General features: G+C 72.8%; 9 protein-coding genes and 1 riboswitch. Of the genes, 5 read left to right on the top strand and 4 right to left on the bottom strand.

Annotated features, from left to right (window positions below; translation table 11 throughout):
* Positions 1–293: 293 nt before the first annotated feature.
* Positions 294–479 (top strand): hypothetical protein, encoded by a 186-nt coding sequence (locus AB0J33_RS13360; RefSeq protein WP_363613058.1) that lies wholly within the window; start codon positions 294–296, stop codon positions 477–479.
* 15 nt (positions 480–494) lie between these two features.
* Here AB0J33_RS13360 and corA read toward each other — a convergent pair whose 3' ends face one another.
* A complete protein-coding gene (gene corA / locus AB0J33_RS13355; protein ID WP_363613056.1) occupies positions 495–1,625 on the bottom strand; it encodes a magnesium/cobalt transporter CorA in 1,131 nt (376 codons plus the stop codon).
* Between the two features lie 154 nt (positions 1,626–1,779).
* On the opposite strand from corA, the gene AB0J33_RS13350 reads away from it, so the two are divergent.
* The 4 genes from AB0J33_RS13350 (at position 1,780) to AB0J33_RS13335 (ending at position 6,665) form a co-directional block, all read left to right on the top strand.
* Entirely contained in the window at positions 1,780–3,738 is a 1,959-nt protein-coding gene (locus AB0J33_RS13350; RefSeq protein ID WP_363613054.1) for an amino acid transporter, read from the top strand.
* 86 nt (positions 3,739–3,824) lie between these two features.
* Positions 3,825–3,936: riboswitch (SAM riboswitch) on the top strand.
* Between the two features lie 273 nt (positions 3,937–4,209).
* Positions 4,210–5,109 (top strand): ABC transporter substrate-binding protein, encoded by a 900-nt coding sequence (locus tag AB0J33_RS13345; protein ID WP_363613052.1) that lies wholly within the window; start codon positions 4,210–4,212, stop codon positions 5,107–5,109.
* 39 nt (positions 5,110–5,148) lie between these two features.
* The gene (locus AB0J33_RS13340; RefSeq protein ID WP_363613050.1) at positions 5,149–5,922 is read left to right on the top strand and encodes an amino acid ABC transporter permease; all 774 of its coding nucleotides are present in this window, start codon (positions 5,149–5,151) and stop codon (positions 5,920–5,922) included.
* Positions 5,919–6,665, top strand: a complete 747-nt coding sequence (locus AB0J33_RS13335; RefSeq protein WP_363613048.1) for an amino acid ABC transporter ATP-binding protein — start codon at positions 5,919–5,921, stop codon at positions 6,663–6,665. The genes AB0J33_RS13340 and AB0J33_RS13335 overlap by 4 nt, the downstream gene beginning before the upstream one ends.
* Before the next feature lie 22 nt (positions 6,666–6,687).
* Here the strand turns inward: AB0J33_RS13335 and AB0J33_RS13330 are convergent, their stop codons facing one another.
* From AB0J33_RS13330 to AB0J33_RS13320, 3 genes are all read right to left on the bottom strand, one after another.
* Positions 6,688–8,310 (bottom strand): Na+/H+ antiporter, encoded by a 1,623-nt coding sequence (locus AB0J33_RS13330; RefSeq protein ID WP_363613046.1) that lies wholly within the window; start codon positions 8,308–8,310, stop codon positions 6,688–6,690.
* 672 nt (positions 8,311–8,982) lie between these two features.
* The gene (locus tag AB0J33_RS13325) at positions 8,983–9,267 is read right to left on the bottom strand and encodes a DUF3303 family protein (protein WP_363613044.1); all 285 of its coding nucleotides are present in this window, start codon (positions 9,265–9,267) and stop codon (positions 8,983–8,985) included.
* Between the two features lie 46 nt (positions 9,268–9,313).
* Positions 9,314–12,721, bottom strand: coding sequence for a BTAD domain-containing putative transcriptional regulator (locus tag AB0J33_RS13320; protein ID WP_363613042.1), 3,408 nt, complete (start codon positions 12,719–12,721; stop codon positions 9,314–9,316).
* Positions 12,722–12,820: the final 99 nt, after the last annotated feature.

The following is a 12,820-nucleotide window of genomic DNA, read 5'->3' as shown; positions in this document are numbered from 1 at the left end:
CCGGCGGGCAAACCTCGGCCGCTCGGTGATCAAATGGTCGACGCGGTGGGGTCGTGGCCGCGGTATCGGCCATTCGCTGCCTTGACCGTCTCTCGACCGTCGGCGCGTAATGTCCGGTTTGGCGGGCCTCAGTCGGAAACCCGAAAACAAGCGGTGCGGATGCGGCCGGGCGTGGGATGGTTCGGGTGGCTGTCGTACCGGTGGCGGGCTGCTCGCGTGCGGTTCGCCCGGCCGGTGGCGCGGGGTTCACTCCGTGCCGCCCACGGCGGCTTCGACGAGGAGAGGCAGGGCCCATGCAGGCTCAGCGCAGGCCACCGCGCACGGAGCGGAGCCAGACCCGGGACGACCGGACCGGCGGCGGGATGACCGGGGCGGCCACGCCACTGACGATCTGGGCGGCCGCCGTACTGCTCGGCCGGATCGCGGCCGGCGACGACGACGTCGAGGACGAACGGCACATCCTGCGCGGCATCGAGTGAGTTCGGCCGCGCCGCTCACAGCCAGCCGCGCCGCTTGAAGATCACATAGAGGGTGCCGCAGACCAGCAGCATCAACAGCAGCGCGAACAGGTAGCCGAAGCGCCAGTTCAGCTCCGGCATGTGTACGAAGTTCATCCCGTACACGGTGCCGATGAGCGTGGGCGCGAAGAGGATCGCCGCCCAGGAGGAGACCTTCTTCAGCTCCTCGTTCTGGGTGTAGCTGGCCGCGGTGAGGCTGCGCATCTCCTCGTTCTGCTGCTGCGAGACGAGGGTGGCGTTGACGGTGAGGATGTTCTGCAACAGGTGCCGGAAAGCGTCCACCCGCTCCACCACCTGGGTCAGGTGGTCGGTCACGTCGCGCAGGTAGCGGCGCAGCTCCTCGTCGGCGCTGACGCTGCCGGCGCCGTCGGCCAGCGCGTCGAGCACGCTGAGCAGAGGGCGGGCGGCCCGCTGGAACTGGATGACCTCGCGGCTGAGGCCGTAGATGCGCCGGCTGGCGTTCGGGTCGCCGCCGAACACCTGGGTCTCGATCTCGTCGATGTCGTTCTCCAATCCGGCCACCACCGGCGCGTACCCGTCGACGACCTGGTCGAGGATCGCGTACAGGACCGCCTCCGGGCCCCGGGCGAGCATCTGCGCCTCGATCTCCATCCGCCGCCGCACCGCGGCCAGGTCCGGTGCCTCACCGTGCCGGACGGTCACCACGAAGCCCGGCCCGATGAAGAGGTGCAGTTCGGAGAACTCGACCTCCTCCCGGAGGTCGTCGTAGCGGGCGGCGCGCAGCACCACGAACAGGGTGTGCCCGTACCGCTCCAGCTTGGGCCGCTGGTGAGCGTTGATCGCGTCCTCGACCGCCAGGTCGTGCAGCCGGAACTCACGGGCCAGCGAGGTGATCTGGCCGATGTCGGGCCGGTACAACCCGATCCAGGCCATCGCGCCGTCCTGCTCCTGGAGACAGCGGTACGTCTCGGCGAGACCGGACGGCGAGGCGAACCGGTGCCCTCGGAGGTAGACCGCGCTGTCCACCAGGCCGCCGGGCGGCGGGGCGGGCGACTCGGTGGGCGGCGGCACGCCGACCCTCGTCTCGTACTCGTCGAGTTGGCGGCCGAAGCCACCACCCGGGCGGAAGCGACGGCCGCCGACCATGCCCTGTCCCCTCCCCCGGTGCCGTCCGGTCCAGCCCGGAGCGCTGCTTCCCCCCTGTCCTGGGCCCGAAACCCGCCGTGGCGTCGGCCGGGTTCCGCGCACCGGCGGACGCCGACGACCCGACGGGCGGATACTCACGGTGACCGTGGGCGGGATGACGGGGGACGCGCCGGTGAAGGTCGACAGACGCGCCGGCCGGTTGCGGGGGTGGCTGCTCGCCGCTGGCTCGGACCAGGCCGTGCAGCACCCGGGGCCGCACGGGCGCCCGCCGGAGCACCGGCACCACCCGTGGTGGAAGGTGATGTGCCTGACCGGTGTCGACTACTTCTCCACGCTGGGTTACCAGCCGGGCATCGCGGCGCTGGCCGCCGGGGCGCTGTCGCCGGTGGCGACCCTGGTGCTGGTGTTGGTGACCCTGCTGGGCGCGCTGCCGGTCTATCGGCGGGTGGCGGTGGAGAGCCCGCACGGTGAGGGCTCCATCGCGATGCTGGTACGTCTGCTCGGCTACTGGCCGGGCAAGTTGCTGGTGCTGGTGCTGCTGGGTTTCGCGGCCACCGACTTCATCATCACCATCACCCTCTCGGCCGCCGACGCGACCGCGCACATCGACGAGAACCCGTTCTGGCCGAACGGACTCAAGGGGCACGAGGTGCTGGTCACGCTGCTGCTCGTGTCGCTGCTGGGCGCGGTGTTCCTCAAGGGATTCACCGAGGCCATCGGGATCGCCGTCGTCCTGGTCGCGGTCTACCTGACGTTGAACGCGGTGGTGGTGGTCGACGCGCTGTGGCGGGTGGTGACGCATCCGACCGCGGTCCGGGACTGGACCACCATGCTGACCACCGGGCACGGCGATCCGTGGCTGGTGGTCGGGCTGTCGGTGCTGGTCTTTCCGAAGCTGGCGTTGGGCCTGTCCGGCTTCGAGACCGGGGTCGCGGTGATGCCGAGCGTCCGGGGCGACCCGCAGGACTCGGAGGCGCGACCGTTGGGCCGGATCCGTGGCGCCCGCCGGCTGCTCACCACCGCCGCGTTGATCATGAGCGTCTTCCTGATCACCAGCAGCGTGACGACCACCGTGCTGATCCCACCCGAGGCGTTCAAGCCGGGCGGGCCGGCGAACGGCCGGGCGTTGGCCTACCTGGCGCACGCGCACCTCGGCGAGGTGTTCGGCACCGTCTACGACCTGTCCACCATCGGGATCCTCTGGTTCGCGGGCGCCTCGGCGATGGCCGGTCTGCTGAACCTCGTGCCGCGCTACCTCCCCCGGTACGGCATGGCGCCGACCTGGGCGCGAGCCGTCCGGCCGCTGGTGCTGGTCTTCACCGCCGTGGCGTTCCTGATCACGATCGTCTTCGAGGCCAGCGTGGACGCGCAGGGCGGCGCGTACGCCACCGGTGTGTTGGTGTTGATCACCTCGGCCGCGACGGCGGTGACGCTCGCGACGCTACGGCGGCGTCAGCGCGGCCGGGGCGTCGCGTTCGGAGTCATCGCGGTGATCTTCGTCTACACCACGCTGGCGAACGTGGTGGAACGCCCGGACGGCGTCAAGATCGCCATCTGTTTCATCAGCGCGATCATCGTGGTGTCGGTGCTGTCCCGGCTGATGCGGGCCTACGAACTGCGCGTCGACCGGGTCGACCTGGATCCCACGGCGGCCCGGATGATCGACGAGCGCGCCGGCCGGCGGATCCGCCTCATCGCGCACGAGCCCGATCGGCGGGACGAGACGGAGTACCGCGCCAAGCTGGCCCAGACCGTGGCGGACAACGACTTCCCCGACGACGGTGACGTGATATTCGTCGAGGTGAAGGTCACCGACCCGTCCGACTTCGAAACCGAGCTGCTGGTCCGCGGCAGCGTGCTCGACGGCCGTTTCCCGGTGCTCAGTCTGGCCAGCTCGTCGGTGCCCACCGCGCTCGCCGCCCTGCTGCTGGAGATCCGTGACCGCAGTGGTCGGCGTCCACACATCTACTTCGAGTGGTCCGAGGGCGGCCCGGTTCGCAACTTCCTGCGTTACCTGGCATTCGGGCAGGGCGCCATCGCCTCGGTCACCCGGGAGATCCTGCGTCGCCAGGAGCCCGACCCGCACCGGCGACCGCACGTGCACGCCGGCTGAGCTGCGAGCGGTCAGCTCGTCGCGGACGGTGAGCGTGGTCATAACGACTGGACGACACACCCGTTCCTGCTGCTAGCCTCGGCGCAGGTCATGAGCGCCAGCGCGAAGCCCCGGCTCGCTGGCCGGCAACCCTCCTCCGCGGTGGGGTGCCCCGGGTGAAGACCAGGCACCGGCACGACGTCGGTGCAAGCGTGGCCTGGCACCCAGGTCAGCACAGACCCGGGAGAACCATGCGCATCCTCAGCAGCCCCGCACCGACCGACGTCGTTGACGTCCGCGCCGGTTGGCCCTCGCCCGCACTGACCCGGCGACGGCACGTGGACATGATGCGAATGTGCAGCGCCGCCTGTTGTCGCGGCATCGCGCTCTAGCACACCCCTTCCCGCACTCCTTTCCACCGGTACGCCCATCGGGCGCGCCGTCGGCGGCGCACGCCCGTGCGCGCCGAGACACCACCCTTCGGAGACAGCCGTGCGATTCCTTCCTGCCCTGACCCGCGCCGCCGCCCTGGGCGCGGCCACGATCCTGGCCGCCACCGCCCTCACCGCCTGCGGCGACGACAGCTCGTCCGACGCCACCGCCAACCCGTACGGGCTGGCGCAGCCGGGCGTGCTGCGGGCCGGCACCCTGACCGACGCCCCACCGAACGTGTACCTCAAGGACGGCAAGTTCACCGGCTTCGACAACGACCTGCTGACCGCCGTGGCCGGCAGGCTCGGCCTCCGGGTCGAGTTCGTCGGCACCGACTTCTCCGCGCTGCTCAGCCAGGTCAACAACCACAAGTTCGACGTCGGCAGCTCCTCGATCACCATCACCGAGGCGCGCAAGAAGACCGTCGACTTCGGCAACGGCTACGACTTCGGCTACTTCGGCCTGGACGTCCCGGCCGGCTCGCCGATCACCAGCTTCGACCAGCTCACCGGCAAGCGGGTGGTGGTGGTGCAGGGCACCGTCCAGGACGACTACGCCACCGGCAAGCAGCTCGACCCGGTGCGGGTGCCGGACTACAACGGGGCGATCAACCAGCTGAAGGCGGGCACCGCCGACGCCTGGATCGCCCCGGCGGAGATCGGCGAGAAGTCGGCCGCCGACAGCAACGGCAAGATCACCGTGGCCGCCAAGCAGCTCAGCCCGGCACCGACCGCGTACGCCGTGGCCAAGGGCAGCGACAAGCTGCGCGAGGCGCTGAACAAGGGCCTCGACGAGGTCATCGCCGATGGCACCTGGAGCCGGTTGCAGGCGCAGTACTACCCCGGCCGGCCCATCCCGGCGGACTTCACGCCGGGCAGCGGCACGGTGAAGGTTTCGGGGGCGTCGGCCACGCCGACAGGGCCGACGGCTCCGTCGGCGTCCGCGTCGGCCGCGTCCTGAGCCGGTGACGAGCGAGCAGGGCGGTAGGAGAGGCGACCGATGGATCCGTTGAGCACCCTGTGGGAAACCTTCTTCGACGCCGACGCGATGCGCGAGGCGCTGCCCGAGATGCTGACCGTCGGGTTGCCCAACACCCTGATCCTGGCGGTCTCCGCCGCCCTGCTCGGCTCGGTCCTCGGCCTGCTGCTGGCCGTCGCCGGGATCTCCCGTAGCCGCTGGTTGCGCTGGCCGGCGCGGGTCTACACCGACGTCTTCCGGGGGCTGCCGGCCGCCGCGACGATCCTGCTGATCGGGGTCGGGTTGGCCCCGCTGGGCATGCAGGTCTGGGGGCCCGACCCCTACCCGTTGGGCATCCTGGCGCTGTCCCTCATCGCCGCCGCGTACATCGGGGAGATCTTCCGCTCGGGTATCCAGTCGGTGGAGGCCGCTCAGTTGGAGGGCGCCCGCGCCCTCGGTTTCTCCTGGGCCGACGCGATGCGGCTGGTGATCATTCCGCAGGGCGTCCGGCGGGTGTTGCCGGCCTGGGTGAACCAGCTCATCGCGCTGATCAAGGACTCCAGCCTGGTCTACTTCCTCGGCCTGGTGGCCAGCCAGCGGGAACTGTTCCGGATCGGGCAGGACTACGCGGCCACCACCGGCAACGAGTCGGCGCTGTTGCTGGCGGGCCTCTGCTACCTGGCCCTGACCGTCCCGTTGACGCACGTCGTCAACTGGATCGACCGGCGGCTGCGCAACGGTCGGCCGGCCACCGCGCCCGACGACGAGGACGACGACGCACTGTTGCCCACCGCCACCCGGGGAGACCGGCGATGACCACCACCGAAACGACCACCTCGGTCAGCCTCGACGTACGCGACGTGCACCTCGCCTTCGGCCCGAACCGGGTGCTGCGCGGCGTCGACCTCACGGTGCCCCGTGGTGCGACGGCCTGCGTGATCGGCCCGTCCGGCTCGGGCAAGTCCACGCTGCTGCGCACCGTCAACCGGCTGATCGAGCCGGACCGCGGTGACGTGCTGCTGGACGGGCGCACCGTGCTGGGCGACGACCCGGACGCGCTGCGGCAGCGGGTGGGGATGGTGTTCCAACAGTTCAACCTCTTCCCGCACATGAGCGTTCTGCGCAACGTCACGCTGGCGCTGCGCCGGCTGCGCAAGCTCGGCGAGGACGAGGCGGACGCGGTCGCCCGCGCCCAGTTGGAGCTGGTCGGGTTGGCCGGCAAGGCGAACTCCCGACCGGCGCAGCTCTCCGGCGGTCAGCAGCAGCGGGTGGCGATCGCCCGGGCGTTGGCGCTGCGGCCCGAGGTGATGCTCTTCGACGAGGCGACCTCGGCGCTCGATCCGGAGCTGGTCAAGGGTGTCCTCGGGGTGATGGCCGACCTGTCCGCCGCCGGGATGACCATGGTGGTGGTCACCCACGAGATGGGCTTCGCCCGGCAGGTCGCCGACACCGTCGCCTTCATGGACCGGGGTGTGGTGCTGGAGGCCGGACCACCCGAGGCGATCTTCGAGCGGGCCGAGCACCCACGGCTGCGGCGGTTCCTCGACCAGGTGCTCTGAGCCGCGCCGTTCGGCGGCGGGCTCACTCGTTGGGCCCGCGTCCCAGCAGCCGGATCTCCTCGTTGTCCAGCGCGGCCTGGAGTTCCTGCAGCACGAGGTCGTCGATCTCCCGGTTGTCCCGCAGTCGGGTGATCTCCCGACGCTTGTGGGCGAGCACCCCGAGGCGCAGCCGGCGTTCCAGGCGGCGCTCGTCCGCGCTACTTCCACACCCCTCCTCGACATCCGCCAGGTGCCGTCGGTACTCGGACTCCAGCCGCTGCACCGCCTCCTGCTGGGCTCCGATCTCGGCGGCTACCTGGGGGAGGGCGGCCAGGCCCGCCTCGGTGGCCCGCCGCTGGGCATGCCGGGTCTCGTCCACGCGTTCCGGGTCGCCGGCCAGGCGGGCCCACCGGACCACCAGTGGCAGGGTGGTGCCCTGGAGCAGCATGATCAATACGATCACCAGCGCGGTGACGAAGATGATGAGGTCGCGTTCGACCACCGGCCGACCGGCGACCGTCACCGTCGGAACGGCCAGGGCGGCGGCGAGCGACACCGCACCCCGGAAGCCGGCCCAGCCCGCCACGGTCCCCACCCGCCAACTCGACGGCCCCTGACTCGGGTCCGTGATGCGGCGGTGCCGCAGCTTCGCGGCCTGCGCGGTCAGATAGACGAAGAGCAGGCGGGTGCAGATGACGACCAGAGTCACCACCAGCACGATCAGCAGAGCCCGCTCGGGCGAGGTGCTGGTGATATTGCGGACCGCCCGGGGGATCTGCGTGCCGAGCAGGACGAACAGCCCGCCGTTGATCAGGAAGGTGGACAGGTCCCAGAACGCGTACGCCAGCACCCGAGACCGGGCGCGGATCACCCGTGGGCCGGCGTACGCCAGCACCAGACCGGCGACCACCACCGCCAACACGCCGCTGGCGTGCACCGAGTCGGCGAGCAGGAAGGCCCCGAACGGTGTCAGTACGCTCAGCGCGCCCTCGCGCAGCGGGTCGTCGAGCCGCTTGCGGATCAGTACCACGGCGGCTCCCACCAGCAGGCCGGCGAGCACGCCGCCGACGCTGGCGCCGACGAACTCCTCGCCGATGCCGAGCACGCCCGGCTTGGCGCTCTGACTGAGCAGCCCCACCGTCACCGCGAAGACCACCAGCGCGGTGCCGTCGTTGATCAGGCTCTCCGCGTGCAGGGTGGTGAGCAGCTTGCGGGGCAACCGCTTGGCCAGACCGGTGACCGCGGCGGCGTCGGTCGGCGCGAGGACCGCGCCGAGCACCCAGGCGGCGGCGGGATTCACCCCGAACGCCTGCGCGGCGAGTGACACGGTGACCATGGTGAGCACCACGAGCACCACGGCGAGCAACCCGATGACCGGCAGGTTGGCCCGGATCTCCCGCAGGCTGATGGTGAGGCTCTCCCGGTACAGGATCGCCGGCAGGAAGATCAGCAGGACCAGGTTCGGTTCCAGGGTGACCTTGGACAGCGGTGGCGTGAGGCCGAGCAGCACTCCCAACGCGATGAGCAGGACCGGCGGGGCGACCCGGTACCGACCGCCGAGCGTGGTGCCGACGAGGACGGTGACGCCGAGCGCCACGATCAGGATGAGCGCCTCCACGCGTACCCCCTCGGACCATGCCGACGGCAGACGCGTCGGTGGTTCCATCTGACCGCACCCGCCGGGCGATTCCGGCGGAAACCGGCAAGTCGCCAAGTAGCCCGAGCAGGTGGCGCGTCACGCCAGTTCACGGCCGCACCGGAACGGCACCCACCGGCATTCGGGGTCGGATACTCCTGTAGAGCTGCCCCGCCAGTGGGGCAGGCCGGGCCGCGTGCCCGGCCGGCCCCACCTGGCAGCACCCGGGCGCCGAGCCCGCCCGCCTGACCGGGTTGACCCGCCCGCGCTGACCCGTGGCGCTACCGGGCTGGCCTCTGCCCCGACCAGGTTGGCCTTGCCGGCCGGATCGGCCCTTGCCCCGACCGGATCGGCCCCGGCCCAACCGAATCGGCCCCCGCCCAACCCGATTAGCCCCCGCCCAATCCGATCAGCCCCGCCCAACCCGATCAGCCCCCGCCCAACCCGATCAGCCCACGCCCAACCGGGTCGGCCCGGCCATGGGCTGCCCCAGAGCTGGGGCAGCTCTACAGGGAGTGAACATGGACCTTCCCCTGAACCGACCCGGGCTCGCCGACCTCGGGCGAAGCCTGAGGCTGCCGGCACCCGGCTGCCGCCGGCAGCCACGTTGCCACCTCAGCGGCCGTTGCGGCCGTGGGTGACAGTGCGGCCGCCCGTAGGTGCTGAACACTCGCGCTGTACGTGGAGAGCGCGGCACCGACGTCAGTCTCCGTCGAGATAGGGCGCTACGACCTCGCGGGTGTCGGCGCTGCTCACCACCGGAACGATCTCGAATGTGACGCCCGCGCCGCGCCACCCGAGCACCCACTGCTGAAGCAATCGCAGGTCGTCGCATCGCATGAGTTGGAAGCAGCGGCCGAAGGTCGGCTCGACCCAGCTGTCCACGTACTCCAGTCCGTCCGGGAGCTGCCGGCCGCTGTCGCGGACCGCCCGGTACACCGGCACCATGTCGTTGTCGCGGAACCGCTCGATGACCATGAAGAGCATCGGGCATCGTAGCCGGCAGCACCGGCCAGGACGCGACCGACGGCGCTCAGGTTGGGCCGTCGGCGCGGACACGTGCGGCGAGCGCGCGGGCGTCACGACGGTGCTCGGCCGCCGTCTCGCGATGGCCCAGCGCGGCGGCCAGGTCGGCGAGGTGCCCGGCCACCGGGCCGAGGGTGAGCACCCCACTGCCGGCGGCCAGTTCGCCGGCGGCCGGCAACAGTTCGGCGTAGACCCGGGTCATCGTGGCCCGGTCGTCGAGGACGTACGCCGCTCGACCGAGCAGGCACAGCCGCACCTCGCGCAGCAGGTCGTGCGGCCCCTCCGGAACGGCCCGCAGGGCAGCCGCAGCGGCGCCCCGGTCACCCGCGGCGAGCAGCAGCAACGGCCGGACCCACGGCTCGTGCGGACCCCAGTCCAGATCCGTCCGGTCGCCGCCGGGCCCACTGACCGACCGGTCGACAGCGCCGTCCCGGTCGGCGGCGCCCGGCCCCCGAAACAGCCGGTCGGCGGCGCCGGCCCGGTCGGCGCCGATGGTGTCGGCCAGCCGCAGGCCGAGCAGGGCCAACGGGAGCAGACCGTGGGTGAGCCCCGGCATCGCGTCGGCGCTCATCCGCTCGGCAGCCGCCCGGTACGCAGCCGCAGCCGCGGCCGACTCGCCGTCGAGCGCCAGGCGCAGCGCGGCGTACCAGCGGGTGAAGACGCCGACCAACGGCAGCTCGTACCGTTCGGCCAGGCGGTCGGCGGCGCGGGCGTGCGCGTCGGCGCCGGGCCGGTCGGCCAGCGCGCAGTCGGCCTGGACCAGGATGAGGTGTCCGAGCACCTCGAAGGTCACCAGGTGGTGCCGGACGGCCAGGTCGACCAGCTCGACGCCGATCCGGGCCCGCGCGTCGGCCAGGCCGACGCGGTCGAAGGCGTGCATGAAACGGGCGTTGAGCGCGAAGGCCAGCAGCCCGGGATCGCCGACATCACGAGCGATCGTCTCGGCCTCGTCGGCGGCGCGACGGCCACGATCGGTGGTGGTGCCGCGCAGCTCCATCGCGAGGGTGCTCAGCAGCCGGCTACGCTGCGCCGCCCCGGCCGGCCCGAGGGCGGTCAGGGCGTGTTCGGCGGCCCGGACGATGTGCGCGGAGAGCAGGTCGTCGTCGTTGCGCGTCCAGCTGGCGGGCACGTCGAAGCCGGCCAGCACCTCCTGGATCAGCAGGGGATCACCGTCGGACTCGGCCTCGTCGATCGCCTCGGCCCGCCGCCGCCGCGCCTCGGCGAGCCGGCCCGTCACGGCCAGCGATCGGCCCAGGCCGAGCAGCGCGGTCAACCGCTCGCGCGGCTCATCCACACCGGCGCGGTCGTACGCGTCGATCGCCTGTCCCCACAGCCGGGCCGCCTCGTGCGGGTTACCGCCGCGTTCGGCTCGTTCGGCGGCCATCCGGGCGTACGCCGACGCCCGAGCGGCGGCGGCCGGTCCCCCGGCCCGCAGCAGGTGGTACGCGAGGGCCGCGGGTTCGACGGGTTCCCGCCGTCCCAGCACGTCGGCGACGGCCGCGTGCCAGGCGGCGCGGCGCGGCGCGGACAGGTCGGCGTAGAGCGTGTCGCGGACCAGGATGTGGGTGAAGCGCAGCCGCCCGTCGGGCTCCCGCTCGGTGAGGAACCCGGCCGCCAGGGCGCGATCCACGGCGTCCAGCGCCGCCGTCGGGTCACCGGCCAACGCGCCGAGCACGTCCGGGTCGAGGTCTCTACCGAGCACGGCCGCCTGCCGCAGCACGGTACGGGTCGAGGCGGGCAACTGTGCCAACCGGTGCCGGATCACGTCCCGTACCCCGGGCGGCACGGCGGCCAGCGCCTCCTCCCCCGCAGCCGCGTACAGCTGGGCCAGCTCGCGGACGAAGAACGGGTTGCCGCCGCTGCGCTGGTGGATCACCCGGGCGGTGGCCGGGGTCAGCCGCGCCCCGACGATGGCGCGGGCCAGCTCGCCGGTCGCCGACGCGGGCAGGCCGGTCAGGTATTCCCGGACCGGCTCCAGCCCGGCGACGCGGGCCAGCGTCGCGGTCAGCTCCGGGCTGATCTCGGTGGCCCGGTAGCTGCCGAGGATCAGCGCCGGCCCGGTGGCCGGTTGCGGGCCGGTGAGCAGTGCGGTCAACAGGTCCAGGGTGTCACCGTCGGCGCGGTGCAGGTCGTCGAGGACCAGCAGGACCGGCCCTCGGTCGGCGACCGCCGAGAGCAGCGACGCGACCGCGCGGTGCCGACGGAACCGGGTCTCGGCGGGGCCGGCCGGTCCGGCGGCCGGTTCGGGGTCGGCCGGTCCGGCGGGTCCGGCCGGTCCGGCGGGTCCGGCGGGTCCGGCGGGTCCGGCGGGTCCGGCGAGCGTGTCGGTGATCTGGGTCCACGGCCACGCCGGCGGAGCACCCTCGTACTCCGGGCTGCGTCCCCACGCGGTCGCCCAGCCGTCGGCGGCGAGTCGGTGGGTCAGAGCCTCGGCCAACGCCGTCTTACCGGCGCCCGGATCGCCGCTGAGCAGGGCGAGGGTGGGCCGGTCACGCCGGGACGCGGCCTCGGCGGCTCGCCGCAGCCGCTCCAGCTCCGCGTCGCGGCCGACGAACGGTCGCTGACCCGCCCCGGTTGGTCGGACGGGTTCCGCAAGGCCGGGGGTGGCGGCCCGTTCGAGCGGCGGGGTGAGGTGCGGCGCGTGGGCCAGGATGTCGGCTTCCAGCCGCCGCAGCTCGGGCCCCGGGTCCACGCCCAGCTCACGCACCAGGATGGCGCGGGCCTCCCGCAGCGCGGCCAGGGCGTCACCCTGCCGTCCGGCGCGGTACCGGGCCATCGCAAGCAGCCGCCAGGCGTCCTCGCGCAGCGGATAGCTGGCCAGGTGCGCAGGCAGGTCCGTGGCGGCCTCGTCCGGCCGGCCCAACGCCAGGAGCGCCTCCGCCCGCCGCTCCACGGCGAGCATCCGCAGCTCGTTCAGTCGGTTGATCTCCGCGACCGCCCAGGGCTCGTCGGCGCAGTCGGCGTACGCGGGCCCGCGCCAGAGCCCGAGCGCCGCCTCCAGCGCGGTCAGGGCCGGCGCGGGGTGTCCGGCCGCCAGCAGCGGGCCCGCCTCCCCGACGGCCGCCTCGAACCGGCCGGCGTCCACCGTGTCCGGGGCGGCCCTCAGCACGTACCCGGGCGGCTCGGTGACCAGGATCCGGGGCGGCTGTCGGGGCGGCCGGTCGGGCTCCAGGGCGCGGCGCAGGTCGGCGACGAAGGTCCGGATCGCGCCCACCGCGCCGTCCGGTGCGACCTCCCACAGGTCGTCGACGAGACGGTCCACCGGCACCACCCGACCGTGGGCGATCAACAACCGGCCCAGCACCAGGCGCTGCCGGTGTCCGCGCAGCGGTACCGGGCCACGCTCGGTCGCGGCGGTCACCGGCCCGAGTACGCCGAAGGTCACCGCGACGGGCGCCGTCAGCTGCCTGGTCATGGCACCAATCTAGGCGGGTGGCCCGGCCGGCACTGATCCGACGCTGACCGTCCGCTGATCCCCGCCGGGCAGCCTCGACGAGTACGACGGCGACGGCCC

The organism is Micromonospora sp. NPDC049645, from assembly GCF_040675155.1.
Lineage (GTDB): Bacteria > Actinomycetota > Actinomycetes > Mycobacteriales > Micromonosporaceae > Micromonospora.
Note: the sequence above shows the minus strand (reverse complement) of the source record. Positions and strands in the feature narration are given on the sequence as shown.

Excerpts from the sequence above, each read along its gene's own strand:
- AB0J33_RS13360 (WP_363613058.1), top strand. The coding sequence starts at position 294 with ATGCAGGCTCAGCGCAGGCCACCGCGCACGGAGCGGAGCCAGACCCGG.
- AB0J33_RS13330 (WP_363613046.1), bottom strand. The coding sequence starts at position 8,310 with ATGGAACCACCGACGCGTCTGCCGTCGGCATGGTCCGAGGGGGTACGC.
- corA (WP_363613056.1), bottom strand. The coding sequence starts at position 1,625 with ATGGTCGGCGGCCGTCGCTTCCGCCCGGGTGGTGGCTTCGGCCGCCAA.
- AB0J33_RS13325 (WP_363613044.1), bottom strand. The coding sequence starts at position 9,267 with ATGCTCTTCATGGTCATCGAGCGGTTCCGCGACAACGACATGGTGCCG.
- AB0J33_RS13350 (WP_363613054.1), top strand. The coding sequence starts at position 1,780 with ATGACGGGGGACGCGCCGGTGAAGGTCGACAGACGCGCCGGCCGGTTG.
- AB0J33_RS13335 (WP_363613048.1), top strand. The coding sequence starts at position 5,919 with ATGACCACCACCGAAACGACCACCTCGGTCAGCCTCGACGTACGCGAC.
- AB0J33_RS13320 (WP_363613042.1), bottom strand. The coding sequence starts at position 12,721 with ATGACCAGGCAGCTGACGGCGCCCGTCGCGGTGACCTTCGGCGTACTC.
- AB0J33_RS13340 (WP_363613050.1), top strand. The coding sequence starts at position 5,149 with ATGGATCCGTTGAGCACCCTGTGGGAAACCTTCTTCGACGCCGACGCG.